This is a genomic window from Nocardia sp. NPDC005366, assembly GCF_040606855.1.
GTDB lineage: Bacteria > Actinomycetota > Actinomycetes > Mycobacteriales > Mycobacteriaceae > Nocardia.
Map to the genome: position 1 here is coordinate 61686 of NZ_JBEXFQ010000031.1, position 25474 is coordinate 87159.

Below are 25474 nucleotides of genomic sequence, written 5' to 3' on the forward strand. Positions count from 1 at the left end.
CGCACCGGTCTCGGTAGTGTGGCAGGAGCACCATCCCGGGCCGTGACACCGCCCGGTCCACTCCCCGCACTGCTACGGAGAGGACGCGAAGATGACAGTGCTCGTCGCGGGTTCGACAGGTTTCATCGGCGCTCGGCTGTGCCCGGCGCTCGAGGACGCCGGACATCCGGTCAGGGCGATGACCCGGCATCCCGATACCTACCACGGCAGCGGCACACCGATTCGCGGTGACGTCGCCGATCCCGGATCGCTGCGCGCGGCCCTCGACGGATGCCGGGCCGCCTACTATCTCGTCCATTCGCTGGCCGCACCGGATTTCGAGCGCCGCGACGCCGACGCCGCGCGGAATTTCGGGCAGGCCGCCGCCGACGCCGGGGTCGGGCAGATCATCTATCTCGGCGGACTCGGTGACGACCGCGACCAGCTGTCGGCACATCTGCGCAGCCGCAGGGAGGTCGAAGGACTCCTCGGCACGGCGGGAGTACCCGTCACCACACTGCGCGCCGGGATCATCGTCGGCCACGGCGGCATCTCCTGGGAGATCACCCGGCAACTCGTCGAACATCTGCCCGCGATGGTCACCCCGCGATGGGTGCGGACCCGCACCCAGCCCATCGCCGTCGACGATGTGATCCGCTATCTGGTCGGCGTGCTCGACCTACCGGAAGCCATCGGGCGCACCTTCGATATCGGCGGGCCCGATGTGCTCGAATACATCGATATGTTGCGCCGGGTTGCCAAAATCGAGGGCAGGCCGCTGCTGGTGGTGCCGGTTCCCCTGCTGTCGCCGCGCTTGTCGTCGCTGTGGTTGTCGCTGGTCACCGATGTCGATGCCCGGACTGGGCGCTCGCTGGTCGATTCGATGGTCAACGAGGTGCTCGTCCGCGATCCTGCCATCCGGGAATTATTGCCCTTCGAACCGATCGGTTACGACGAGGCAGTCCACCGAGCGCTCGGCGAGCGGGCAGCGGCACGGCCTTCCTCATGAATCGCACATCGAAACAACGGTGGCACAAGATAATTCATGAACACGATCGGTATCGCTCGAGGACCGTCGAAGTCGGCGTCCTCGGTACCGGACTGCTCGGGGCCTCCCTGGCGTCACGGCCCGACAGCACCGAGTTCTACGGTCTCACCCTCGCCACCGCGGCCGTGTTCGCCGTCGGCGGCTCGGTTTCGACGCCGCCCTCCGCCGAACCGTCGAAGCGGCAGGTTCTCACACCGGTCCTCATCGGCGTCGGCGCGTTCGGCGTCTTCTACGGGTGCGCCCTCGTCGTCCGTCGAATTCCCTTCCTGCGCAGAGCGATCGCCGGTGTCCTGCAATACGCCGAGCGCGGTCCGACCCCATCGGTGCTGCTGATCACACTCGCCAACGGCGCGGCAGAGGAGGTGTTCTTCCGCGGCGCCGTCTACGCCGCCGCGCGCACCCATCCGGTCGCCGTGTCGACCGCCGTCTATATGGGCACCACCGCCGCCACCCGTAATCCCGCACTGGTCCTGGCCTCGGCGGTGATGGGCGCGCTGTTCGCCGTCCAGCGGCGCTGGACCGGAGGGGTGCGGGCTCCGATCCTCACCCATCTCACCTGGTCGACGCTGATGATCCACTATCTGCCACCACTGTTCTCACCCTCGCGTGATCGGTGAGGCAGAGCGATTCGATTCAGCTGCCGACGGCCCGCTCGCGGGCGATCTCGGCAGCCCGCCGGATACCTTCCTTCCATACCGGACCGTGACCGGGTACGACCAGATCCGCTTCGACGGAATCGAAGGCGGCCAGACCATCGATCGCGTCCCTGGTCGAATGGTTGAAGAAGTCCGGAAGTAATTGCGGGCCCGCGATATTCGAAGTCGGATGCGCGGTCACGAGAGCATCGCCGGTGGCGACAAGCCCGGCCCCAGGCAGATGGAACGCGCTGTGCCCGGAGGTATGCCCCGCACACGAGATCGGCACCGGTCCGCCGGGCACATCCAGTGCGCCCGACTCGGGAAAAGGCTGGATATGCGGGGCGCTGTTCTCGCGCAGCCCGCCCGCCGCGGCGATACGCACGGCCCACGCCAGGGTTCTCGGCTTCCACGCGCGGCGGATCACGTCGAGCGGTGTGGCCTGCTCGTGGTATTCACCGCGCGCGTGGCCGACTTCGGCCGTGGCCGTGTAGGCGGGAGTTCCGTAGCGCTCGTGCAGGTGTCGCAGCGCACCGATGTGATCGAGGTGGGCATGGCTCAGCAGAACGGCGACGATATCCTCGGGGCGGTGTCCCAGCGCGCGGATCGACTGTTCGATCACGCCCGCGTCCTTCAGCCAACCCGCGTCGATCAACGTCAGCGCCTCGCCGTCGCGTGCGAGCACCATATTGACATCGGTCCCTCGGATACAGAACACATCGTCGGCCACCTGGTAGTACCGCACGCACCCTCCTCTCCCGGAACAACCGCTCCGAATCTAGTCCGGATGCCCCCGACCCGAACACACCCGACCCCGGCCTGTCGCCCGACCGCGCGGCCGGATGCCCGGCGTCGGTATGTATAGTGAGCCACCGCAACCGGCTGGGGTTTATCAAATCCGCTGATGGGGAACGGGACTCGCGGGTGCCGTACGGCGACGCCTGCCCGGGGGCGGCGAAGCGCCGCGGGCCGCGCGCCCGAAATCCGCGCCGGTTAGCAGTTTCGTTCGCAGCACTCGGCTTCACTCCACGACAGACCGTCGATAGGACCAGGGCTCCGCCATGACGAATTCCACCACCGCCGCGCCCGACCCGGGCGCGGGGCTGTCGCACCGGCAGATCATGACCATCCTGTCCGGCCTGCTGCTCGGAATCTTCCTCGCCGCACTCGATCAGAACATCGTGAGCGTGGCGATCGTGCAGATCGCCAACAGCCTGCACGGATTCGACGATCAGGCCTGGGCGACGACGGCTTACCTCATCACCGCGACGATCACCACGCCGCTGTACGGCGGACTCGCCGACACCTATGGTCGAAAGCCGTTCTATCTCATGGCGATCGGATTATTCGTCCTGGGTTCGGTGGCATGCGCCTTCGCCACGTCGATGTATCAGCTTGCCGCCTTCCGCGCATTCCAGGGTCTCGGCGCGGGTGGACTGATGTCGCTGGCCTTCACCATCATCGGAGATATCGTGCCCGCCCGGGAACGGGTGCGCTACCAGGGTTATTTCATGATCGTGTTCGGCTCGGCCACCGTCTTGGGGCCGGTGCTCGGCGGATTCTTCTCGAACTACGCCGAACTCGGCGGGCTGGCGGGCTGGCGGTGGGTGTTCCTGATCAACGTCCCGGTCGGTGTGGCGGCATTCCTCGTGGTCGCGAAGGTGGTGAAGGTGCCGCACCGGCGACAGCCCCATCGCATCGACTGGTTCGGCGCGCTGACGCTGACCCTCTGCGCGGTCCCCCTGCTGCTCGTGGCAGAGCAGGGCAGGGAGTGGGGATGGATGTCCGATCGCGCGCTGCTGTGTTACGGGATCGGCGCGGCCGGGCTGGCCTCGTTCGTCCTGGTCGAACTGCTGATGAAAGACGCCGCCCTGATCCCCCTGCGATTGTTCCGCAGCGCGACGTTCAGCGTGGCCACCGTGGGCGGATTCATCGTCGGCATCGCGATGTTCGGCGCGATCGTCCTTGTCCCCCTGTACTTCCAAGTGGTGCGCGGATATTCGCCGACCACCGCGGGATTGCTCATGCTGCCGCTGGTTGTCGGCATCATGGTCGGCTCGCAGATCGCCGGCGTGATCACCAGGAGATCCGGACGCTACAAGATGGCGCCGGTCGTCGGATCGTTCGTCATCGCGTTCGGCGCGGCGCTGCACGCGGGGATGGACTTCGACAGCCCGCTGTGGCAGCCGCTGGTCTGCGGCGCGATCATCGGTTTCGGGCTCGGCTGCTGTATGCAGACCTTGGTCATCGCCGCCCAGAACGCGGTGCCGCCCACCGATATGGGGGTATCCACCGCGACGGCCACATTCTTCCGCCAGATCGGCGGAACGCTCGGGGTGGCGGTCTTCCTGACGATCCTGTTCAACCTGCTGCCGCACCGGATCATCGACGCGTTCGGCGGCCAGTTGCCCGACGGGTTCGATGCCGCGCAGTTGTCGACCGTACAGAGCAGTACCAGCGGGATCGCGGCGCTGCCGGAGCAGGTGCGAGTTCCGATTCTCACCGGATTCACCGAGTCCATGCAGTCGGTCTTCCTGGTGGCCGCCGCCGTCGCGACGGTGGCGGGCGCGGTGCTGCTCTTCCTGAGGGAAATCCCGCTCCAGACCGTCGCGGCGGCGGCCGAACCGTCGCCGAGCGGCGCGGGTCCGGCCGGCGAGGAGCGGATCAGGCAGGAGGTACCGACGAGGAGACAGAGTGCGGCGAAGACGCTGGCGAAACCGGCACGGGTGGGAGCCGGGGCCACCTGCCGCATTGGCGAAACCCGCTGTCTCGCTTCGTCATCGGCGGGTGTCGCGACCGATGTCATCGCATCCGAGCGCTGTTCGATATCCGGTCGGGTACACCGGGAGGACGGACATCCCGTCCCCGAGGTGGCGCTCACCCTCATCGACCAGTGTGGCCGCCAGTGCGCTCGGGCGACCGGCGGCAACGACGGCTCCTACACCCTCGTCGCGCCGGACCCGGGCGAGTACGTGCTGATCGCCGCGTCGACCGGACATCAGCCCGCCGCCGTCGGCGTGACCATCGTCGCACGCAGGCAGCGGATCGACGTGACCCTGCTCGGCACCGGAGAACTGTCGGGCGTGGTGCGCTCGGCCCGCCGTGGAACTCCGATTTCCGGAGCGACCGTCACCCTCACCGATGCGGGCGGTGAGGTGGTCGGCGCGGCCGTCAGCACGGGCGAGGGCGCGTACCTGTGCCGGGGCGTGGTACCGGGCACCTACACGCTGGTGGCGATCGCCGACCATATGCGGCCCTACGCCACGACCCTCACCGTGCCGGACAGCGGTCTGCTGCGCCACGACGTCGACCTCGCGCCGATGGCGGTGCTCGCCGGATCGGCGCGGTCCGACGACGACAGGGCAGTCGCGGATATCCAGATCACCGTCCTCGACGCCGCGGGCGATATGACCGCGTCCGCCCGGACCGACGAGCACGGCCGCTACGTGGTGCCCGACCTGCCCGAGGGGCAGTACACCGTCGTCGCGCGCGGTTATCCCCCGGTCACCAGCCGGGTCACCGTCGCGGGCGGCGAGGTCGCCCACGATGTCCGACTGGGCTACCGGTCCAGGTGATCTCCGGTCACCCGCCCCGATGACGTTGTGCCACAGGGATTTCGCCGGTCGCGACGACGACGGGGGCGACGAATCGCTCCAACATCGCGCGCTCGTCGTCTGCGTCGCGGCCCGGCGCGGTGAGCAGCGACATGATCACCCGCGCCGCCCACCGGGCCGAACGGGAACGATCGGAATCCTCCGGCACGGCGTCGGCGAGCAGACCCGCGGCGATGGCCTCGATGACATCGGAGGTTCCGCCGATCTCGTTGGCGATACCGGCGTCGCCCGCGGTGAACCAGGCGATCAGAGTGGGATCGTCGCGGACCAGCCGGATCGAGGCCGTCATCGCGGCGACCACCTTGTCGCCGGGTTCGGCGATGTCGGCGACTTCCGCGGCGACCGCGGCGGCGACGCGACGGGCCTCCCGGTGGACGAAGGCGATCCGCAGCGACTGCCGATTCGGAAAGTAGCGGTACAGCGTCGCCCGCGAACATCCCGCCGCCTTGGCCACCTCGCCCATTCCGGTATTCGTCACGCCGCGCTCGACGAACAGCTGCGCCGCCGCGTCGAGTATCTGCCCGGCCGCGATATCGGCGCGGGTGGGGCGCAGCCAATCGTTCATGCCACCGCTGTTCACGCCACCGCTGTTCATGCCACCGCCACGAAGGGCACCCGGTCCGGCCAGCGCACATAGCCGCCGGGCGCATAGCGCACATTGTCGATATCGACGCTGAAATCCGGGCAGCGGGCGAGCAGTTCCTCCAGCGCGACGCGCGCCACCATCCGCGCGGCCGCCGCGCCGAGGCAGTGGTGGTTACCGTGACTGAAGGTGAGGATGCTCTTGGGACGGCGCAGCACATCGAGTTCGCCTGCGGTGGGCCCGAATTCGCGTTCGTCGTGGTTCGCCGACGCGTACAGCAGCAGCGCCCTGCGTCCGGCCGGGATGGTGGTTCCCGCGATCTCCACGTCGCGCGCGAGGGTGCGCGCGAGACCCTGCACCGGTGAGGTGACGCGTAGGAACTCCTCCACCGCGTCCGGGATGAGCGCCGGATTCTCGATGAGCAACCGGCGCTGGTCCGGATACCGGGTGAGCAGTTGCACCGCACCGCCGAGATTGCCGGTGGTGGTGTCGTTACCGCCGGTGATCATGGTGAAGGCGAATCCGAGAATCGAGATGATGCCCGCGTAGTCACCGTCCGCCCCCAGTCCCGACGCCACCAGATGCGAGATGGTGTCGTCGCCGGGTTCGGCCTTGCGGCGCTCGATAAGCCGGGTGAAGTACTGCATCAGTTCGCCGATGGCCTCGTGGGCATTCATCGGACTGCCGCCCGAGGACGCGGCCATGATGAGATCGGTCCATTCGTCGAAACGCGCCCGATCCTCCTCCGGCACACCGAGATAGTGCGCGACGACCATACTCGGCAATGGTTTGAACAGTTCGACCACGATATCGCCCTCGCCGATCGCACGCAGCCGCTCGAGCCGCTCCACGACGAAGGCCCGCACCTGCGGCTCGACCGACCGGACCTGGCGTGGCGTGAATCCCTTCATCACCTGTTTGCGGAAGGTGGTGTGATCGGGCGGGTCGGTGAAGACGAGGGGCCTCGGCCGCGGCAGCCCGATCTCGTCGAGGCTCGTGTAATCCACCGTCAGCCCCTGCGCGGAGGAGAACGTGGCGACATCGCGGGCGGCGGCGTAGATATCGGCATAGCGCGACAGCACGTAGTAGTCACCACTCGGATCGTCCTTCGGAATCACATGGTGGACCGGATCGTGGTCGCGCAGTGCGCGATACATGGGCCACGGATCGCGCCAGCTCTGCCCGGTTCGCAGCTCGAATCGCGGTTGATGAGACAACTCTGTCGACATGATTCGAGGCTAAGACAAATATCAATTCTTGTCTAGAACAGGTTCTACCGGACTCGCGACCTACTACTCCCTCGGGCGCCTGGCGCCGAAGAACTGCACCCACCCCGGATAGCCGCCGTTGTCCACGTCGTAGATCTGGAAATCGAAACCTCGGCACTCGCCGGTCGTCAGATCGCGAAACCGCAGGTGCGGATGTTCGCGGAAGTAGGTGACGTCGCCGCGCTCCCACAGCCCGCGGAACTCCGGATACACGCCGAGCTCTTCGAGCAGGCCCGCGAAATGCTCCCCCGCCTGCAGCCGGCCGATCCGGCCGCGCAGCCCCGCCACCGACAACTCGACCGCGCGCTCCCAGTCGACCACCGCGCGCCTCGCGAATTCGTGCCCGAAGAACCAGTGCAGAATATTGGCTTCTTCGCGCAAGCCGGGGAAGATCACCCCGACCGCCGCATTCGCGGCGAGCAGATTCCAGCGGGAGTCGAAATATCCGGCCGCGTACGGCTCGTGCAGCGCCAGCGCCCGCCGCATATCCGGTGTGATGTCGGCGCACAATTGCGCGACGGTGGGAACGGCAGTGTCGACAAGCCCCGCCAGCTCGAACAGATGCCTGCGATCCTGACGCGGCAATGCCTCCACGCTGCCGAGGTAGCGGATCAAACCGTCCACCACCGTGCGCGTCGGCCGTTCGCGTTCACCGCGTTCCAGATGCGTGAGATAGCTGACGCTCACACCCGCGCCGAAGGCCAGCTTTTCGCGCGAAATACCTCTGCCCTGCCGCAAACGGCGCAGCGACGCACCGAACGTCGGCGGCAGCAGCGTGACCCCGCAAGCGCGCCCGCCCGACCTGTCGACCACTCGCCATCCCCTCCAATACGGTGCGAGTCGAAGACTCGTGACCAGTGATGATGCGATTCCCGAACGATCCATCCGCACCCTAGCGGTTTGCCGACCACTCCTACGCCATTCTCGTAATGCTTTCATACGAAACAAATTTGGACATGCGCGCGACCGGGACCTCCGCGCCGGACAACTCCCGCCGAAGACGCCCGGACACGATTTGGACACCTATCGGCAATCATCCGATGCCCCACCATCGAGCGGCCCTTTCGGCGACAACCACAGTTCATGCCCCGCAAAACATTACGGACACCATCCTCGACGCCATTCAGCAATTATTGTGCAAAGATATAGCAATCCAATCGCAAGCTCCGCAACGCTCGAAGCCAGGGAGCGGTGTCGCGCGGCATGACCTGCCCGATCATCAGGGACGCGGCCGACTACGGCTGGCGCGGTCCTGGCCGGCGTCCACATGTTCGAATCAACAGTGAATCACGATATGACCAGGGCCTAAGGACATTTTGTTGACGACGATGAATCATGGTGATTCAATTCCACCCGCGATGAGTCAGATGAATCGAGCCGGGAACGACGCGGTGCAGGCCACCGGCTCACATCCCGAAGCCTCCGGCGCCGAGTCACGCGCCCGACTCGGTGCCGAACTCCGGCGTCTGCGCGATCACGCGGGCATCTCCGGCCGCGATATGGCGCATCGGGTGGGGATCAGCCAGTCGAAACTGTCGCGGATCGAGAGCGGGAACGCGGTTCCCTCGGTCCCGCAGGTACTCGACTGGGCCAGGGAGGTCGACGCGACACCCGAAACCCGGCGTGTTCTACGCCGTTTGACCGAAGCCACGCACTCCGAGGTCGATACCTGGCGGTCCGCATTGGAATCGCGCAGACATCTCCAGGACGACGTCCGCGCCCGAGAGACGGCGGCCAAGGTGGTCTCCACCTTCCAGCCCTCGGTGGTGCCGGGCCTGCTACAGACCGCCGAATACGCGCGCAGGGTGTTCGCCACATTCCAGTTGCCCTACGCGAAGGACGATCTCGCGGCGGCGCTGGCCGCCCGGCTCGACAGGCAGCTGGCGCTGTACGACTCGGAGCGGCGGTTCGAATTCCTCGTCACCGAGGCCGCGCTTCGCCTGCGCCCCGGTCCGCATCGGGTGCTGCTCGGCCAGCTGGACCGCATATCCTCGCTCAGCACCCTCGGCAATGTATCGATCGGCGTCATCCCGCTGGATGTGCAGGCGACGACAACGGTCCCGCACGGTTTCGTCATCTACGACGGCGACGAGGACGCGCTCGTCTCGCTCGAGCTGATCGACGCGAGCCGGCTTGTCCGCGCTCCCGAGGAGATCGACCTGTATCGCGGCTGCTGGGATCTGCTGGGGCGGATGGCGCTGTTCGGCGACGACGCCCGGCGCTTCCTCGCCGAGCTCACCGCCGATATCCGCGGATCCGTGGACGATTGATATGTCAGGTTCCGCCGCGCGAGGGATGGTGGCGCCGCAGCAACCCCGCTGCGGCGCCACCCCGGCGGCACTACGTGCCGAAATCGAACTCTCCGGCACGCATCCCGGCGAGGAATGCCCGCCATTCCGATGGTGTGAACCACAACACCGGGCCGGACGGATCCTTCGAATCGCGCACCGCGACTCGGTTGTCGTGGAACGCGACCTCGACGCACCCTCCACCGCCATCACTGAAGGTACTCTTTGCGAACTTCGCATTGAAGTCCCCCTCATCGAATGTGTTGTCTCTCATGATGTCTCCTCGATCGCGGAGGACGATTACCTCCGCTCCGATAACCAGGAAAGCGCCCCGAATGACCGCGCGCACCGAAATCGGCACGTGTGCAATCGGATTCGAAATCGTTATGTCGCAGTCCGATTCATACAGTGAGGAAGAATTACATGGCGATCGGTAACCGCGCGTTCCTCCGTTCCGTGGTGCAATTCCGGTTGCTCGGCGGCATAGAAGCCGAGGTGAACGGCCGGTACGCCGATCTCGGCGGCCCGCGCGAACAGCGCCTGCTCACCGCACTGCTATCGGTCGTGGGTCAACCGCTCTCGCACGAGGAATTGATCGACTGGATATGGGACGCCCCGCCGAAAGAGCCGGGTCACGCACTGGCCGAGATCGCCGATACGCTGCGCACCGGGCGCCTGCGGCCGATCGGGCTCGGCGATGCGCTGATCGGCGGAGACGGGGTGTACCGACTGGATATACCCGCGGAATGGGTCGATGTGCACCAATTCCGCATACTGACCGAACGGGCCGCCCAACTCGACGACGTCGAGGGACGCGAATTCCTCGCCGCGGCCCTGCAGTCGGTACGCGGGATACCGCTCGCCGATCTGGACGGCCGCCGGATCGCGGAATACCGGCACGAACTCGCCGAAGAATTGCACGCCGCGCAAACCCGATTCACCAGGATCCAGATCGGACAGAGCCGATCCGCGACGACGCGTCATCCGGAGATCGCACAGGCCCTGTGACGACTGTCCGTCACAGGGCCCGTATCGAAACGAATCTACTTTTTGCGTTCCCGCTTTTCGCGCACTCGAACCGAGACACGAACCGGCGAGCCGTCGAAACCGAATTCCTCGCGCAGCCTGCGCTCCAGGAAGCGACGGTAACCCGCCTCCAGGAAGCCGGTGGTGAACAGGACGAAGGTCGGCGGGCGCGTGGACGCCTGGGTGGCGAACAGCACCCGGGGCAGCCGACCGCCGCGCATCGGCGGCGGAGTGGCCGCGACCACCTCTTTGAGCCAGGTGTTCAGGCGGCCGGTCGAGATCCGCTTATCCCAGGACTCCAGAGCCGTTTCCATGGCGGGAACCAGTTTCTGGACCGCCCGTCCGGTATGCGCGGAGATGTTGACCCGTTGCGCCCACGGCACGCGGACCAGGTCGCGGTCCACTTCCTTGTCCAACATGAGACGCCGATCCTCATCGACGAGATCCCATTTGTTGAAGGCCAGCACCAGCGCTCGACCGGAATCGGCCACCAGGCTGATCACCCGCAGATCCTGTTCGGTGATCGGCTGCGAGGCATCGATCAGCATGATCGCGACCTCGGAGGCCTCCAGTGCGGATTTGGTGCGCAGCGAGGCGTAGAACTCGGTGCCGCTGGCATTGGACACCTTGCGCCGCAGACCCGCGGTATCGACGAATTTCCAGATCTTGTCGCCCAACTCGACGAGAGAGTCCACCGGATCGACGGTGGTACCCGCGACATCGTGCACCACCGAACGCTCGTCGCCGGACAACTTGTTGAGCAGGCTCGACTTACCGACATTCGGCTTGCCGACCAGCGCGACGCGGCGCGGGCCGGTCCCGCCGCTACCCTCGCGGGGCGTTTCCGGCAGTGCGGCGAGCACATCGTCGAGCAGATCGCCGGTGCCACGGCCGTGGGCGGCGCTGACCATGCGCGGCTCGCCGAGCCCGAGCGACCACAATGCCGCGGCCTCGGATTCGACCCGCTGATCGTCGACCTTGTTGGCCACCAGGATCACCGGGATCTTGGAACGGCGCAATTTCTTGACCGCGGCCTCATCGGTCGCGGTCGCGCCGACGGTCGCGTCGACGACGAGCAGGATGGCGTCGGCGGTCTCCATGGCCAGTTCGGCCTGGCGGGCGACATGCTGTTGCAAGCCTTTGGCATCGGGCTCCCAGCCGCCGGTGTCCTGCACCCAGAAACGCCTGCCCGACCAGTTGGCCTCGTAGGAGACGCGGTCGCGGGTCACGCCGGGAATATCCTCCACAACGGCCTCGCGGCGGCCGAGAATACGGTTGACCAGCGTGGACTTGCCGACATTGGGACGTCCGACCACCGCGAGGGTGGGCATGACGAGATCTTCGAGATCCTCCGACATGTCGTCGACATCGGTGACATCCCAGTCGGATTCGTCGCTCCAGACGCCGTCGCCGGCGAGTACGTCTTCGTTCATCGGGCGCCTCCCGGCGAGCTCGTGGTGATCTGGCGGGCGACGACACGGTACAACTCGTCGATGACCTCGTCCTTGGTCAGCTCACTGGTGTCGACCAGGACCGCGTCCTCGGCCGGGCGCAGCGGGGAGACCTTGCGAGTCGAATCGAGGTTGTCGCGACGTTGCACGTCGGCGAGTACGGCTTCGTAGTCATCGCCGCGTCCCTCGACGATATTCTGCTGATTGCGCCGCTGGGCGCGTGCCTGCGCGGAGGCGGTGAGGTAGATCTTCGCGTCCGCGTCGGGCAGCACGACGGTGCCGATATCGCGGCCTTCGACCACGATCCGCTGTGCGCTGTAGGTGATTTCACGCTGCAACGCGACCAACAGCTCACGAACCTCAGCCACCGCCGACACCGCCGACACCGCCCTGGTGACCGCGTCGCCGCGGATCTCGCGGGACACGTCCTCGCCGTCGAGCGCGATGACCTCGTGGCCGGGATCGGTGCCGATGGTCAGCGGCAGTTCCTTCACGGCCGCACCGATGGCGGCGGTGTCGGTGAGGTCGATACCCGCGCGCAGCACCCGCAGGGTGGCGACCCGGTACATCGCACCGGTATCCAGGTAGCGGGCGCCGAGGCGGTTCGCGAGCAACCGCGAGACGCTCGACTTTCCGGTCCCCGATGGACCGTCCATCGCGACGACCAACGACTCGGCGCCCGAAAGCTTGCCCGCTGCCGCACTCTGCACCGGAACCTCCACACTGTTCACAACGACACCGCCTCGTAGAGTTTGCCTACTTCGTCGCGACCGAGCACCCGCAGCGTGCCGGGCCGTTGATCGCCCAATATCACCGGACCGATCTGGGTGCGGACCAGTCGGGTGACCGGATGTCCGACCTCGTCCAACAGCCTGCGTACGATGTGCTTGCGCCCTTCGTGCAACACCAGTTTCACCAGGGAGCGTCCCTCCCCGAGTTCGAGCACCTGGAAGCGGTCGACCTTGGCCGGACCGTCCTCCAGTTCCACGCCTTCGCGCAGTCGCTTACCGATGATCTTGTTGTTGACTTCGCCGTTCACCGTCGCCAGGTAGGTCTTGGAGACCTCGAAGGACGGGTGCATGAGCCGATGCGCGAGATCACCGTCGTTGGTGAGCAGCAACAGGCCTTCGGTGTCGGCGTCGAGACGCCCGACGTGGAACAGCCGCTGCCCGGCCGCGATCCGCTCGGCGACGATATCGCCGACGCAGGGGCGTCCGAGATCGTCGGACATGGTGGACTGCCAGCCCTTGGGTTTGTTCAACGCCAGGTGCACCAGTTCCGAACGCACCATGACGCGGGTTCCGTCGACACGGACCACCGCGTTCTGCGGGTCGATGCGCAGACCCTGCTCGCGCACGATCATCCCGTCGACCTCGACGCGACCCTGCGCGATCATGTCCTCGGCGGCCCTGCGCGAGGCGACCCCCGCCTTGGCGAGCACCTTCTGCAACCGCTCACCCTCACCCCACGGCATCTTGGTGTGGGTTTCGGTGCTGTCGGATTCGACATGCTGGCGGCGTGCGGGCTTGGCATTGCTCAGCAACGGCGGTCCGGTGACCTGACGCTGCGGTTTCGGATTCTTGGCTTTACGGCCGGTGGGAGCGGGCGCCTGCGCGGGACGCCGGGCGGAACCGCCACGCGGGGCGGAACCGGACTGCGTCGAGCCGGACGCGGCCGAGCCACGGTAGCCGGACCCCCCCGAGGAGGTCGACCCGCCCTGCCCGTACCCGCCGCGGGTGCCGCGCTGGGGCGATTCCCCCTGGGAACCGCCGCGCCTGCTGTTGCCGCGCTGGTCGTTGTCCCAGGCTCCGCGCTCGGCGGCGGCTCCACGCTGTGCCGCGCGGGCGCCACGGGAGCCCGTGGTGCGATTCGCGCCACCCTGTGCGGGTTGGTCGCTGCGTTTTCTTCGATCCGGTGTGCCATCTCGGCGAGCGGAATTATTCATCTGTCCTGTCAATTCTCGGTGCCGAGATCCAAATCGGATTCGGCGGGTTTTTTCAGCCTGGTGTAACGGGGGTCGGTCTCCAGGCTCTCGTTGATCTCATCGATCAGGTCGACGCCCGGAAGTAAGGGCGCCAGCGCGGGCAGGTCGGACAACGACGCGAGCCCGATCCGTTCCAGGAACAATTCGGTCGTGCAGTACTGCGTGCCGTTCGTTTCCGGATCGACCCCGGCCTCGGCGATCAATCCACGCGCGAGCAACGTGCGCATCACACCGTCGACATTCACACCGCGAACCGCGCTGACCCTGGTACGGGTCACCGGCTGGCGGTAGGCGACCACCGCCAGAGTTTCCAGCGCCGCCCGGGTCAATTTGGTCCGAGCGCCATCGAGCAACACCCGCTCCACATAGGGCGCGTACTCGCTGCGAGTATAGAAGCGCCACCCGTCTCCGACGAAACGCAGGTCGATGCCGCTGGCCCTCGCGGAGAACTCGGCAGACATCTCGCGCAGCGCCACCTCCACCCGCTCGGTGGTGTCGTCCAAGGCGGCGGCCAGCTGTTCTACCGGGGCCGGAGCGTCCACGACCAGCAACATGGCCTCGAGCGCGGAACGGAATTCCGTCTCGTCGAGCGTCGCGGGGGTGAACTGCGCCACGGTCGGGTCGGGAGCCTGACTGTCCCGCGCGACTGTGCTCGAGATCTCGGGCGCGCTGGGCTCGTTCACCCGTAATCCTCCTCGATCGTGACGGTCTGATTGTGCTCGGCGTCGGGGTCGAGCTCGCCGATCCAGCTCACCGCGAGCGGGCCGAGCGGATCGGGCTGGTCGAATTCGATCGTCTTGCCCCGGTACAGCTCGAGCAGTGCCAGGAAGCGGGCAACGATCTGCACCGCCATCTCGCAGTCGGCGACCAACTCGGCGAAGGTCGTCCACCCGCCTCGACCACGTTCCTTGAGCCGTTCCAGCACTCGCGCGGCCTCCTCTGCCACCGAGATCGCGTGCGAATGCAGGTGGTCGAGCCCGACCCGCGGAATCGGCCTCGGCCGGAAGGCGACGGCGGCGATCTGGGCGAAAGCCGCCGCGTCCACCCCCAGCGTAACCTCGGGCATCAGTCCGGCGAAGCGCTCCTCGAGACCGACGGCGCGCGGATAACGGCGCAGTGCGATGGCCTCGAGTTCGCCGAACAGTTCCGCGACCTGTTTGAACGCGCGATATTGCAGCAGCCGCGCGAACAGCAGATCGCGTGCTTCCAGTAGTTCGAGATCCTCGGCATCGGTCATTTCACCCGAAGGGAGCAGACGGGCCGCCTTCAGATCCAGCAGAGTCGCGGCGACGACGAGGAATTCGGTCGTCTGGTCCAGGATCTTGTCCGCGCGCAGGCCCGACACCTCGGCGCTCGCCGCGGTCAAAGCCTTGGTGTAGGCGATGAACTCATCGGTGACCTGGTGCAACGCGACTTCGGTGACATCGAGTTTGCGAGAGCTGATGAGGGTGAGCAACAGGTCGAACGGGCCTTGGAAGTTGCTGAGCGTCAGATGGAATCCCGAGGCCCGCGCCGGTTCCTCTGGCGGCGTGGCGTCATCGGGGTCGAGCGGGTCCGCGGTTGTCGTCTCCGGCGCCGGGGTTATCGGATCGCTCACCGTCCCGACCGGTGGATGACTTCCCGCGCCATCGACCGATAAGCCTCGGCTCCACCGGATTTCGGCGCCCACGTGGTGATGGGTTCGCCCGCGACACTGGCATCGGGGAAACGGACCGTCCGCGAGATGGCGGTGTCGTACACCAACTCACCGAAAACCTCGACGACGCGCGCCATCACCTGTCGCGAATGTAGTAGGCGGGCGTCGAACATCGTCACCACGATCCCGTACAGACTCAACCGCGGGTTCAGGCGGTCACGCACCTTCTCCACGGTGTCGTTGAGCAGCGCCAGCCCGCGCAGCGAAAAGTATTCGCATTCCATCGGAATGATCACGCCGTCCGAACAGGCCAGCGCGTTCACGGTGAGCAGCCCGAGCGAGGGCTGGCAGTCGATGAGGATGTAGTCGTAGCGATCGCGCACCGGTTCCAGCGCGCGGCCGAGCGTCTGTTCCCTGCCGACCTCGTTGACCAGCTGGATCTCCGCGGCCGACAGATCGATATTGCTGGGCAGCAGATCCATGTTCTCGACCCTGGTCGGCATCAGCACGTCGTCGATGGAGGTGCGCGAGCCGATCAGCAGGTTGTGCACGGTCTGGTCCAGATCGTGGTGGGCGACCCCGAGCCCCGCCGACAGCGCGCCCTGCGGGTCGAGATCGACCAGCAGCACCCGGCGACCGTATTCGGCCAACGCGGCACCGAGATTGATGGTCGAGGTGGTCTTGCCGACCCCGCCCTTCTGATTGCACATGGCGACGATCAGCGCGTCGCCGTGCCTGCCCACCGGCGGTGGGTCGGGAACGAGGCGCAACGGCCGCCCCGTCGGGCCGAGTTCCGTGCTTTCCGGAACCGGCTCGGCGCCTTTGCCCCACAGCGTTTCCGCGGCGGCCTCCGAGTACGGTTCCGAGCGGGGGCCCGTAAGCGGCTGCGCCCCAGCACCCATCGGCGGCTCCTGCGCCGCACCGGCTGTCGTCACGATCCGCTGCTCCTTATGCTTCTGCCCGTTGCCTCGCCGAGCGTAGCGAGACCGATCAGGCCCGACCTCGCTTTCGTACGGTCCAGCTCTCGATAGACGCTACCGCTTGACGACACGAGACCCACGTTCGGACACGCGGCACCGTGTTCGGAGCGCGTATCGAGATCGATCGACACCGTTGCGGGCAATCCCTCCATGCTGTCTCATTCCGTCTCGTCGCGCGACGCGACCGAGTCTGCGGATACCTTTGATCCGGACCCTACCCCGTGTGCGAACGGTGAGGAACCGACCGCGCACATCGGCGCGGCCCCGGCGCCGGTGGCATCGGCCAATTTTCATCGTGCCCGAGGGTGGGCGGTTGCCCAGACTTCGCGCAGGGTATTGACGGTGACGAGCGTGTAGATCTGGGTGGTGGTCACCGACGCGTGCCCGAGCAACTCCTGGACGACCCTGACGTCGGCGCCGCCGTCGAGCAGATGGGTGGCGAACGAATGACGCAACGTGTGCGGGGAGACGGCCGCGCCGATACCCGCGCGTTCGGCGGCGGTCTGCAGCACCTGCCAGGCGCTCTGGCGCGACAGTCGGCCACCCCGCGCGTTGAGGAACAGCGCTCCCCCGTTACCTTTTCCGCCCGCGCCCAGCATCGGGCGACCGCGAACGAGGTAGGCGTCCACCGCGGCGAGGGCGGGCCTGCCGATCGGCACCATACGTTGTCTGCCGCCCTTGCCGTGCAGGGTGACCGCGCGTTCGGCGGTATCGATATCGTCCACATCGAGCCCGACCATCTCGGAGATGCGCGCACCGGTGGAGTAGAGCAGTTCGAGTAGCGCGCGGTCGCGCAGACCGCGCGGGCCGCCGTCCGTGCCGGACGCGCGATCGCGCGGGTCCGCCGAACCACCGCCAGCCGCCTCGAGTAATCGCAGAACCTGGTCGTAGGGCAGGGCTTTCGGAAGTCGGCGGCCGGGCGCGGGGGGTTTCACCCCGTGCGCGACATCGGTGGTGCTGATGCCCTCGGCGGCGGCGAATCGATGCAGACCGCGCACCGCGATCAACGCGCGCGCCACCGAACTCGCGGCGAGCGGTGGATGATCGGCTCCGCCCGCCCGCAACGCGACGGTGAATTCGGCGACGTCGGATTCGGCGACTCGGTCGACCTCGGTGATACCGCGTGCGGTCAGGAAATTCCGGTAGCGACCGAGATCGCGGCGATACGCGCCGAGAGTGTTGCGCGCGGCGCCGCGCTCGACCGCGAGATGGTCGAGGTAGGCGGCTATCTCACGCGCGAGCACCCCGTCGGACACGTCAGTCTTCGGATCGCGAGCGAGCCTGACGACTCAGGAAACCCGTCGGTTGACCGGGCCACGGCGCGTCCGCGGGACGCAGTGGGATATCGTCGGCACGCGCCGCCGCGAGCGCGAGCACCCCGGCCACCGCCGTCGCGTTCACGATCTCGCCCGCGAGGGCGGCCCGCACCGCGGCGCCGACCGGCATACGGAAGATCCGCAGATCCGCCTCCTCGTGCTCCGGTTCGGGACGGTCGACCTCGTACAGGTCGCGCGCGGCGTAGATCCGCAGCGCCTCGTCGGTGAATCCCGGCGACAACGCCACATCGACCAGCACCGACCATTCGTTCGCGGCCAGCCCGGTCTCCTCCGCGAGTTCACGCTGAGCGGCCCGCAGCGGATCTTCGCCCTGCACATCCAGCAGTCCCGCGGGCAGTTCGAGCAGCCTGTCCTCGATCGGATGCCGGTACTGTTCGATGAGCACCAATTCGTCGTTCGCATCGATCGCCGCGACCGCCACCGCCGCATGATGTTCGATGACCTCGCGCTCGACGACCTTGCCGCCCGGCATCGCGACCCGGTCCAACCGCAGCGCGAGGATGGCCCCGCTGTATACGGTCCTACTGGATACGATCTCGAATTCGTGGCTGCCCGCCGCTGTTTCGTTCTCCGTCACGACCGTGCCTCACTCCCACTCGGCGTCGCCGCCCGCGCTCACACCCACTCGGCGTCCGGACCTCCCGCACACCAGCGCGCGGCCCCGACCGGACCGCGGTTCGGGTCCGGACCGCGGTCCGCACCCGAGCACGCTATACCCACGATCGGCCCGCCGCATGCGCGTACGGGCCGCGCACCGTGCTCGACACGGTATTCCGCCGCCGAACGCTGGTGCCGCGGGCCGACCGTCGATCGGCCGGCGACACCCTCACATTCACGAGCTCTGGTCGGCGCCCGCCAATTCCTCGCCGGGGATGTCCACCGGAAGCCGTTCGGCCAGTTTGTATTTCAGCGCCGCGGAAATGAGCGCCGCGAACAGCGGATGCGGGCGGGTCGGGCGGCTCTTGAGTTCGGGGTGCGCCTGGGTGGCGACGAAGAACGGGTGCACCTGCGCCGGATACTCGACGAATTCGACCAGATGTCCGTCCGGCGAGGTGCCGCTGAACCGCAGACCGCTCGCCGCGATCTTGTCGCGGTAGGCGTTGTTCACCTCGTACCGATGCCGGTGACGTTCGGAGACATGCTCGGCGCCGTAGGCCTGGGCCACGACCGACCCCTTGGCCAGCGTCGCAGGATAGGCGCCCAACCGCATGGTGCCGCCGAGATCGGCCGCACCCGCCACGATCTCCTCCTGATCGGCCATGGTCGAGATCACCGGATGCGGTGTGTCGGGTTCGAATTCCGCCGAATTGGCCTCGGCCAGACCGACCGAACGCGCCGCCTCGATCACCACGCACTGCAGGCCGAGGCACAGGCCGAGCAGGGGGATGCCGCGGAGGCGGGCGTAGCGGATCGCGCCGACCTTACCCTCGATGCCGCGAATTCCGAATCCGCCGGGAATCAGCACGGCGTCCACGTCGCGCAGAGCCGCGATCGCGCCGGCCTCGGTCTCGCATTCGTCGGAGGGCACCCAGCGGATCTGCACCTTGGCCCGCGAGGCGAACCCGCCCGCGCGCAATGCCTCGGTGACCGACAGGTAGGCATCGGGCAGGTCGACGTATTTGCCGACCAGCGCCACCTCGACGGTCTCGCGCGGCGAATGCACCCGGTCGAGCAGGTCGCCCCACACGGTCCAGTCCACATCGCGGAACGGCAAGCCGAGCCTGCGCACCACATAGGCGTCCAGACCTTCGCGGTGCAGCACCTTCGGGATGTCGTAGATCGACGGCGCGTCCGGGGTAGAGATGCAGGCGTCCACCTCGACGTCGCACATCAGCGCGATTTTGCTCTTGAGCGCCTGCGGCACCTCGCGGTCGCATCGCAGGATCAACGCGTCGGGCTGGATACCGATATTGCGCAGCGCCGCCACCGAATGCTGGGTCGGCTTGGTCTTCAGCTCGCCGGATGGCGCGAGATACGGCACCAGGGACACGTGCAGGAAGAAGACGTTGTCGCGTCCGACGTCGTGGCGGATCTGACGGGCCGCCTCGAGGAAGGGCTGCGATTCGATGTCGCCGACCGTGCCGCCGATCTCGGTGATCACCACATCGGGCACCTGGCCCTGCAGATCAGGGCCCTGCATCGCGAGGATGCGGTCCTTGATCTCGTCGGTGATGTGCGGGATGACCTGCACCGTGTCACCGAGGTATTCACCGCGCCGTTCCTTGGCGATCACCGTCGAATAGATTTGCCCCGTGGTGACATTCGCGTCCTTCGACAGGTCGCGATCGAGGAATCTCTCGTAGTGGCCGACGTCGAGATCGGTCTCGGCGCCGTCCTCCGTCACGAACACCTCTCCGTGCTGGAACGGATTCATGGTGCCCGGATCGACGTTCAGGTACGGGTCGAGTTTCTGCATCGTGACGCGCAGTCCGCGCGCTGTCAGCAGCTGACCGAGGCTGGAAGCCGTCAGGCCTTTGCCCAATGAGGAGGCGACACCACCACTGACGAAGATATGTTTCGTGGCAGTTCGCGCCTGAATCCGTGTTTGACCCACGGGTCTTCACGGTAACACGGATGCGTCCCGCCGCTCGACAACCACGCCCGTTTGCCCGGAAGTCGCTATACCGTTCGACCGGGCTCTCAGCACCCCGAGCTCGGACGGCTCGGCCACCCGATGCCGTATCCCGTGGCGGTGAGTGTGAGCCAACTCGCTCGCGGCGCGGCGGCGGTCGGTCGAGCACGGCTCGGCAGCGACCGCGAGCGGGCACTATCCGATCCGGGTCGACTCCGCTCAGGCCGGCGGCGCGGCGGGGGTCAACGCGGTCGCCTTCGTGCCGGTGCCGTAGCGCCCCGCACCGCCATTCAGCTGCTCGGTCAATCCGAGTACCGCGGTGACCCGGCCGACCTCGCGATCCAGATTGTCGACGGTGGTGACGGCCGCCGCCAGGGCCGGGTCCGAGCGGATGACCGCGATCGGACCCGGATTGTCTGCGGCGCCAGCGCGGCCCGCCAGCACCGCCCCCGCGCCGCGCCCGCGCAGCGCGCCGGTGAACCTGGCGATATTGGCGCCCTGGGCGTTCTCGGCGGATTTCGCGCCATTGCCGGTGACCACCAGCGCGAGTTGGGCGGGCGCGACCGGGGCGCCCCCGTCGGCGAGGAAGCCGCCGCCACGCAATGTCTCCAGCACCAGATCCAGTTCCTGCGGGGTGCCGCGCGGTTGCGCGTCCGCCGGATCGAGCAGCAGCACCAGACCGAGCAGATCGCCGGCCATACTGCCCTGATCGACCGCGCCGGTGCGCAGCTGCGCACCGGCGGGGATGACATTGGTGAGAGTCGTGCGCATCCGATCGCCCGCACCGGCGTCGAGGAACGCGTCGGTGAGCGCGATACGCCCGGTCACCGAAGCACCCGAGGTCTCGAGTCCCCTGGTCACCGCCTCGATATCGGCCGGGTCGGCGTCCGGCGTGGTGAACACCACGACGCTGCGACCGGCGAGCGTTCCCCCCGTGATCCGGTTCGCCGAACCCGCGATGAAACGGTCGGCGGCATTCAGTTCGTCGGTCAACTGCCGGTTCTGCGCGGAGTAGGCGTCGACCTGTCGACGCAGATCGCTGCGGTCCGAGCGCAAGCCGGACACCATGTCCGCCGCCAAGGTCTGCGATCCGAGAACCACGCCGACCGCCAGCGCGAGGAAGATCGCGACGATCGAAATGGCGTGCTGGCGAAACGAGATCATGATGCTCCTGTGCTCGTGACGGAACCCGCCGCTACTGGTCTCCCGCGCCGACCAAGTCGTGCACCCACAGCGCGAATCGATTCCAACTGTCGATCGTCCAGTTCAGGACCTCGCCGCCGGAATTGGAGGCGAGCAGCACCACGATGATCGCGACCAGCGCGGCGAGTACCACCATGGCGATGGCGACACCGGTCATGCGATTGCGGTAGAGCGTGCCGACCGCCTTGGCGTCCACCAGTTTGGTGCCGACCTTCAGCCGGGTCAGGAAGGTCGCCGGATTGCTGTCACGACGTCCACGGTCGAAGAAATCGTCCAGCGAGGCGGCGGCGCCCGCGGTCACGATCAACACCGCCCCGTGATGATGCGCGAGGAGCAGGGCCAGGTCCGAGGGCGCGCCGGAGGACGGGAAGGTAGTCGCGCCGATGCCGAGATCCTGGATCCGGTCCAGCCCTTTGGCGTGGCCGTCGGTGTCGGCGGGCAGGATCACCTCGGCTCCGCATTTGAGGGTCGCGGCGGTGATCTCGTCGGGGTCGCCGACGATCAGATCGGGCCGGTAGCCCTGCTTCCTGACGGTGTCGGCCCCGCGGCCGACGCCGATCATGATCGGGGCGTACTCCTTGATGAACGGCTTGAGCCGTTTGAGGTCGTCCGCGTGGTCGGAGCCGTCACCGACAACGACGACGTGCCTGTTCTTCATGGACAGTTCGAGTTCGGGCACGCCGATGCCATCGATCAGCAACGCGCTCTCGGTGCGGATGAATTCGATCGTGTTACCCGCGAAGGCCTCGAGGTGATCGGCCAGCCCGCTGCGGGCGGCGACCATCCGTTCCGCTACGGCGGCTTCGGTGAGTTCGATGCCCTCGACCAGGACTTCGGGTTCCTTCTTGACGAGCTTGTCCGAGTAGACGACGCCGTCGGCGATGCGCACCTTGGCGCCGTCCTTGATCTTGGTGAAGGCGTCCGAACTCACCGTGTCGAGCAGCAGGATCCCGTTGGCCACGAGCACTTCCGGGCCGAGATTGGGATACCGGCCGGAGATCGATGGCGAGGTGTTGATCACCGCGACGACACCGGCCTCGATGAGGCGATCGGCGGTCATCCGGTCCAGGTCCATCTCATCGATGACCACGACATCACCGGCGTTCGCGCGTCGCAGCAAACGGCGGGTATTACGATCGACCCGGGCCACCCCGGTCAGCCCTGGCAGCGATTCGGTTGCTCTCGACAGCAGCGCCGGCATCTTCATGGCCCGATAATGGCTGGTGAACCGCGTCTGTCAGCGGAGGCGCGCCGTATCATCTGCCACATTCGTCACAGTGATACTTCCCGTACCAAATCCATACCGCTCGAATCGGAGAGCCCCCTTGGCGCCGATATCTGCATCCCGCCGAGGATGGCTAACACCTGGCGCACCGCCGTGCGGGGACACCGAGATCTCGGCGCGAAGCGGACCGGGCCACGCCGTCCGAAATCACCCGCATCGTGTGAGGGAATCCGGCCCATCGGGTTGGAGGGTTGTGCCACGTCGCACCACAACGCGACCACATCGTGCTGACAGTGCCTGGGCACCGCGGCCTCGAGAAGGGCGAATGAATATGGATTTTTGGGACATTATCTGGTTCATCGTGGTGAGTTTCTTCTTCATCGCCTATCTGATGGTGATGTTCTCGATCCTCACGGACCTGTTCCGGGATCACGAAACCTCGGGCTGGGCGAAGGCGATCTGGGTGGTATTCCTGCTGATATTCCCGTTCCTGACAGCCCTGGTGTATTTGGTGGTGCGCGGCAAAGGGATGGCGGAACGACGGGCCGCCGACACGATCCAGCTGAAACAGGCGCAGGACGACTACATCAGGCAGGTGGCGGGCGCGGATCCGACAGCGCAGATCGCGAACGGCAAGAAACTGCTCGACGACGGCGCGATCACCCCGGAAGAATTCGAACAGATCAAACGCGTCGCTTTGCGGTAGCGGCGACGAAAAACCCGTCGGGCCGCGCGCATCGCTGAGGCGATTCCGGCCCGGCGGGTTCGCCGCGATAGTTACCCGGCGACCACCGGCGGATCGGTCGGCAGACCGGCCTCCTGCCACGCCGGAAAACCGCCCTCGACGTGCACCACATCGATGAATCCGCGCTCGAGCAGCCCGGACGCCACCGGCCCCGAACCATTGACCGATCCGCAGACGACGATCGGCTGGTCGAGCGCGATGATCTCGGGATGCACTTCACGCTCTGTCACGCCGGTCCGCGAAGCAACGGACTCGATCACGGTGATTCCAATCGACCGCTGTACCCCACGAAATATCAAGGTGCGCTACAACAATCACGCGTCACGACGCCAATTGGGTAGGCAGCACGGTCAGGCGCAGCGCGCGAATCGCCGCGGCGACGGCCGGTCGCTCCAGCGAGGCCAGACGATAGGTGACACCGATCTGACGCGACCCGTTGGCGATGGTGCAGGCGATCAGTGCGCGATGATGTTCGGACACCGACATTTCCGGAACGATGGCGACGCCGAGCCCGTGCGCCACCATCTCGGCCATCCCCTCGAAACTGCCGCTGCGATGTTCGATCCGTGGCGCGAAACCGGCCTCCCCGCAGGCATAGACGACCGAGACGATCGACGGCGCGCCGTCACGGGCGGCGATCCAGTCGGCGTCACGCACCTCGGCCAGGCCGTGCTGTGCGGCGCGTTCGCGCAATCCGGGCGGCGCTAGCAGGACGAGCGGGTCGCTGAACAGGACTTCCGACGACAGGCCGAACGGAAGATCCCGCGCGCGGAAGGAATAGGAATAGGTGATCGCCAGATCGACCTCCTGCTGGCGCACGGCAGGAACCGAGTCGACGGGCATCTGATCGACCACGCGGACGCGCAGGGCCGGATACTCGCGCTTCAACAGGGTGGCCGCGGGCAGCGCGAGTCGTGACTGCGCGGTCCGGAATGTCGCCAGGGTGAGCACCCCGGTGACAGCCTCCGCCGTCGCGGCGACCGCGCTCTCGGCCTCCTCCAGAGCCGCGACGATCCGCGAGGTGTGATCGACGAGTATCCGACCGGCCGGGGTCAGGCGCAGTGTCCTGCCCTCCCGCCGCGTCAGCACCCTGCCGACCTCGTCCTCCAGAATCCGCAATTGCTGCGACACGGCCGAGGTGGTGATGCCGTGCAGCTCCGAGACAGCCGTCATGGTGCTGCGCTCCGCCAGGTCGCGCAGCAGGATGAGGCGTCGAATGTCGTACATGAACCCTCGCTTCGACTGCTGGCATCCGCACTCATCATGCGCACCCGCCGCCGTCACGGAAATCCTTACGATCAGAACGATTCTGTACACCCGGACTTCACGTCGGCGATTCGGATGACATGGTCGCGCGGCACCGCGTCAGGGTAGCTATACACTTCCTGTCACAGACAGCTCGTATAGGAGACAACATGGCCAGCAGTACCGTTGATGCCGTCATTGCGGCCCCGCGTGAAGTCGTCTACAAATTCTTCGTCGAACGCGATGGGATCAATCCCTACCTGCCGGTCGATTTCACCCTGAAGCGGCCGGGCTCGCCGACCCCCGAGGGTGTGGGCGCGCAGTACTTCATCGGCAAAGGCGGCGTCGGTCTGCTCGAGGAAACCACCAAACTGGTTCCCGGCGAGCGAATGGAATACAAGATCGTGAAGGGCGCGCCGGTGAAACGCCACGTCGGCATCATCACCTTCACCGACGTCGACAACGGGACACTGGTCTCGTACACGATGGAGTCGGAGCCGAGCCTGCCGGTGCCCGCGAAAGTGCTCGAATTCGGGCTGAAGAATCTGATCAACCAGTTCATCAAGGGCGCGCAGAAGGCATTGCGCTGACCCGATAGCAGATCCGCTCCGAACCCTCGTCCGCTTGCGCGGGCGGGGGTTCGGTCGTATCCGGG

25 protein-coding genes are annotated in these 25474 nt (G+C 66.8%); 7 read left to right on the plus strand and 18 right to left on the minus strand.

What is annotated here, in order from left to right; translation table 11 throughout:
* Window positions 1–91 precede the first annotated feature (91 nt).
* Window positions 92–988 (plus strand): NAD(P)H-binding protein, encoded by an 897-nt coding sequence (locus ABZS43_RS28710; RefSeq protein WP_355039098.1) that lies wholly within the window; start codon window positions 92–94, stop codon window positions 986–988.
* Window positions 985–1644, plus strand: a complete 660-nt coding sequence (locus ABZS43_RS28715; RefSeq protein WP_355039099.1) for a CPBP family intramembrane glutamic endopeptidase — start codon at window positions 985–987, stop codon at window positions 1642–1644. The genes ABZS43_RS28710 and ABZS43_RS28715 overlap by 4 nt, the downstream gene beginning before the upstream one ends.
* 16 nt (window positions 1645–1660) lie before the next feature.
* Here the strand turns inward: ABZS43_RS28715 and ABZS43_RS28720 are convergent, their stop codons facing one another.
* Complete coding sequence (locus ABZS43_RS28720) at window positions 1661–2407, minus strand: MBL fold metallo-hydrolase (protein ID WP_355039100.1); 747 nt, start codon at window positions 2405–2407, stop codon at window positions 1661–1663.
* 316 nt (window positions 2408–2723) lie between these two features.
* Between ABZS43_RS28720 and ABZS43_RS28725 the strand changes: the two genes are divergently transcribed.
* Complete coding sequence (locus ABZS43_RS28725) at window positions 2724–5237, plus strand: MFS transporter (RefSeq protein WP_355039101.1); 2514 nt, start codon at window positions 2724–2726, stop codon at window positions 5235–5237.
* Window positions 5238–5244: 7 nt separating this feature from the next.
* On the opposite strand, the gene ABZS43_RS28730 is transcribed toward ABZS43_RS28725, so the two are convergent.
* From ABZS43_RS28730 to ABZS43_RS28740, 3 genes are all read right to left on the minus strand, one after another.
* Window positions 5245–5871 (minus strand): helix-turn-helix domain-containing protein, encoded by a 627-nt coding sequence (locus ABZS43_RS28730; RefSeq protein WP_355039102.1) that lies wholly within the window; start codon window positions 5869–5871, stop codon window positions 5245–5247.
* Window positions 5868–7088, minus strand: coding sequence for a cytochrome P450 (locus ABZS43_RS28735; protein WP_355039103.1), 1221 nt, complete (start codon window positions 7086–7088; stop codon window positions 5868–5870). Before ABZS43_RS28735 ends, ABZS43_RS28730 begins: the two co-directional genes overlap by 4 nt.
* Before the next feature lie 63 nt (window positions 7089–7151).
* The gene (locus ABZS43_RS28740) at window positions 7152–7940 is read right to left on the minus strand and encodes a helix-turn-helix transcriptional regulator (protein WP_355039104.1); all 789 of its coding nucleotides are present in this window, start codon (window positions 7938–7940) and stop codon (window positions 7152–7154) included.
* A 554-nt stretch (window positions 7941–8494) separates the two neighbouring features.
* On the opposite strand from ABZS43_RS28740, the gene ABZS43_RS28745 reads away from it, so the two are divergent.
* Window positions 8495–9397: a Scr1 family TA system antitoxin-like transcriptional regulator gene (locus ABZS43_RS28745; protein WP_355039105.1), complete on the plus strand. Its 903-nt coding sequence runs from the start codon at window positions 8495–8497 to the stop codon at window positions 9395–9397.
* Window positions 9398–9467: 70 nt separating this feature from the next.
* Here the strand turns inward: ABZS43_RS28745 and ABZS43_RS28750 are convergent, their stop codons facing one another.
* Complete coding sequence (locus ABZS43_RS28750; RefSeq protein ID WP_355039106.1) at window positions 9468–9776, minus strand: DUF397 domain-containing protein; 309 nt, start codon at window positions 9774–9776, stop codon at window positions 9468–9470.
* A 62-nt stretch (window positions 9777–9838) separates the two neighbouring features.
* Here ABZS43_RS28750 and ABZS43_RS28755 point away from each other — a divergent pair, with 62 nt between their 5' ends.
* Complete coding sequence (locus ABZS43_RS28755; RefSeq protein WP_355039107.1) at window positions 9839–10423, plus strand: hypothetical protein; 585 nt, start codon at window positions 9839–9841, stop codon at window positions 10421–10423.
* 35 nt (window positions 10424–10458) lie between these two features.
* Here ABZS43_RS28755 and der read toward each other — a convergent pair whose 3' ends face one another.
* From der to steA, 11 genes are all read right to left on the minus strand, one after another.
* Complete coding sequence (gene der / locus ABZS43_RS28760; protein WP_355039108.1) at window positions 10459–11874, minus strand: ribosome biogenesis GTPase Der; 1416 nt, start codon at window positions 11872–11874, stop codon at window positions 10459–10461.
* Window positions 11871–12548, minus strand: coding sequence for a (d)CMP kinase (gene cmk / locus ABZS43_RS28765; protein WP_355039124.1), 678 nt, complete (start codon window positions 12546–12548; stop codon window positions 11871–11873). The genes der and cmk overlap by 4 nt, the downstream gene beginning before the upstream one ends.
* 71 nt (window positions 12549–12619) lie before the next feature.
* Complete coding sequence (locus ABZS43_RS28770) at window positions 12620–13837, minus strand: pseudouridine synthase (RefSeq protein WP_355039109.1); 1218 nt, start codon at window positions 13835–13837, stop codon at window positions 12620–12622.
* 8 nt (window positions 13838–13845) lie between these two features.
* Window positions 13846–14490 (minus strand): SMC-Scp complex subunit ScpB, encoded by a 645-nt coding sequence (scpB, locus tag ABZS43_RS28775; RefSeq protein WP_355039125.1) that lies wholly within the window; start codon window positions 14488–14490, stop codon window positions 13846–13848.
* A gap of 65 nt (window positions 14491–14555) precedes the next feature.
* Entirely contained in the window at window positions 14556–15368 is an 813-nt protein-coding gene (locus tag ABZS43_RS28780; RefSeq protein ID WP_355039126.1) for a segregation/condensation protein A, read from the minus strand.
* Between the two features lie 101 nt (window positions 15369–15469).
* Complete coding sequence (locus ABZS43_RS28785) at window positions 15470–16447, minus strand: ParA family protein (RefSeq protein ID WP_355039110.1); 978 nt, start codon at window positions 16445–16447, stop codon at window positions 15470–15472.
* A 335-nt stretch (window positions 16448–16782) separates the two neighbouring features.
* Complete coding sequence (gene xerD, locus ABZS43_RS28790) at window positions 16783–17736, minus strand: site-specific tyrosine recombinase XerD (RefSeq protein WP_355039127.1); 954 nt, start codon at window positions 17734–17736, stop codon at window positions 16783–16785.
* Between the two features lie 13 nt (window positions 17737–17749).
* Window positions 17750–18406: an NUDIX hydrolase gene (locus ABZS43_RS28795; RefSeq protein WP_355039111.1), complete on the minus strand. Its 657-nt coding sequence runs from the start codon at window positions 18404–18406 to the stop codon at window positions 17750–17752.
* 255 nt (window positions 18407–18661) lie between these two features.
* The gene (locus ABZS43_RS28800) at window positions 18662–20383 is read right to left on the minus strand and encodes a CTP synthase (protein ID WP_355039112.1); all 1722 of its coding nucleotides are present in this window, start codon (window positions 20381–20383) and stop codon (window positions 18662–18664) included.
* 237 nt (window positions 20384–20620) lie between these two features.
* Entirely contained in the window at window positions 20621–21565 is a 945-nt protein-coding gene (locus tag ABZS43_RS28805; RefSeq protein WP_355039113.1) for a copper transporter, read from the minus strand.
* A gap of 31 nt (window positions 21566–21596) precedes the next feature.
* On the minus strand, window positions 21597–22811 hold the full coding sequence (steA, locus tag ABZS43_RS28810; RefSeq protein WP_355039114.1) for a putative cytokinetic ring protein SteA: 1215 nt from the start codon (window positions 22809–22811) through the stop codon (window positions 21597–21599).
* 349 nt (window positions 22812–23160) lie between these two features.
* Here steA and ABZS43_RS28815 point away from each other — a divergent pair, with 349 nt between their 5' ends.
* A complete protein-coding gene (locus ABZS43_RS28815) occupies window positions 23161–23535 on the plus strand; it encodes an SHOCT domain-containing protein (protein ID WP_355039128.1) in 375 nt (124 codons plus the stop codon).
* Between the two features lie 71 nt (window positions 23536–23606).
* Here ABZS43_RS28815 and ABZS43_RS28820 read toward each other — a convergent pair whose 3' ends face one another.
* Window positions 23607–23804, minus strand: a complete 198-nt coding sequence (locus tag ABZS43_RS28820) for a rhodanese-like domain-containing protein (RefSeq protein WP_355039115.1) — start codon at window positions 23802–23804, stop codon at window positions 23607–23609.
* Window positions 23805–23895: 91 nt separating this feature from the next.
* Window positions 23896–24801, minus strand: coding sequence for a LysR family transcriptional regulator (locus ABZS43_RS28825; protein ID WP_355039116.1), 906 nt, complete (start codon window positions 24799–24801; stop codon window positions 23896–23898).
* 188 nt (window positions 24802–24989) lie between these two features.
* Here ABZS43_RS28825 and ABZS43_RS28830 point away from each other — a divergent pair, with 188 nt between their 5' ends.
* Window positions 24990–25409 (plus strand): SRPBCC family protein, encoded by a 420-nt coding sequence (locus tag ABZS43_RS28830; protein ID WP_355039117.1) that lies wholly within the window; start codon window positions 24990–24992, stop codon window positions 25407–25409.
* The last annotated feature ends 65 nt before the right edge of the window (window positions 25410–25474 follow it).

What these genes read in the sequence shown, in the direction of transcription:
- ABZS43_RS28745 (WP_355039105.1), top strand. Translation starts at nt 8,495, where the DNA reads ATGAATCGAGCCGGGAACGACGCGGTGCAGGCCACCGGCTCACATCCC.
- ABZS43_RS28730 (WP_355039102.1), bottom strand. Translation starts at nt 5,871, where the DNA reads ATGAACAGCGGTGGCGTGAACAGCGGTGGCATGAACGATTGGCTGCGC.
- ABZS43_RS28710 (WP_355039098.1), top strand. Translation starts at nt 92, where the DNA reads ATGACAGTGCTCGTCGCGGGTTCGACAGGTTTCATCGGCGCTCGGCTG.
- ABZS43_RS28825 (WP_355039116.1), bottom strand. Translation starts at nt 24,801, where the DNA reads ATGTACGACATTCGACGCCTCATCCTGCTGCGCGACCTGGCGGAGCGC.
- ABZS43_RS28755 (WP_355039107.1), top strand. Translation starts at nt 9,839, where the DNA reads ATGGCGATCGGTAACCGCGCGTTCCTCCGTTCCGTGGTGCAATTCCGG.
- ABZS43_RS28715 (WP_355039099.1), top strand. Translation starts at nt 985, where the DNA reads ATGAATCGCACATCGAAACAACGGTGGCACAAGATAATTCATGAACAC.
- cmk (WP_355039124.1), bottom strand. Translation starts at nt 12,548, where the DNA reads ATGGACGGTCCATCGGGGACCGGAAAGTCGAGCGTCTCGCGGTTGCTC.
- ABZS43_RS28735 (WP_355039103.1), bottom strand. Translation starts at nt 7,088, where the DNA reads ATGTCGACAGAGTTGTCTCATCAACCGCGATTCGAGCTGCGAACCGGG.
- ABZS43_RS28770 (WP_355039109.1), bottom strand. Translation starts at nt 13,837, where the DNA reads ATGAATAATTCCGCTCGCCGAGATGGCACACCGGATCGAAGAAAACGC.
- steA (WP_355039114.1), bottom strand. Translation starts at nt 22,811, where the DNA reads ATGAAGATGCCGGCGCTGCTGTCGAGAGCAACCGAATCGCTGCCAGGG.
- ABZS43_RS28815 (WP_355039128.1), top strand. Translation starts at nt 23,161, where the DNA reads ATGGATTTTTGGGACATTATCTGGTTCATCGTGGTGAGTTTCTTCTTC.
- der (WP_355039108.1), bottom strand. Translation starts at nt 11,874, where the DNA reads ATGAACGAAGACGTACTCGCCGGCGACGGCGTCTGGAGCGACGAATCC.
- ABZS43_RS28830 (WP_355039117.1), top strand. Translation starts at nt 24,990, where the DNA reads ATGGCCAGCAGTACCGTTGATGCCGTCATTGCGGCCCCGCGTGAAGTC.
- ABZS43_RS28725 (WP_355039101.1), top strand. Translation starts at nt 2,724, where the DNA reads ATGACGAATTCCACCACCGCCGCGCCCGACCCGGGCGCGGGGCTGTCG.
- ABZS43_RS28805 (WP_355039113.1), bottom strand. Translation starts at nt 21,565, where the DNA reads ATGATCTCGTTTCGCCAGCACGCCATTTCGATCGTCGCGATCTTCCTC.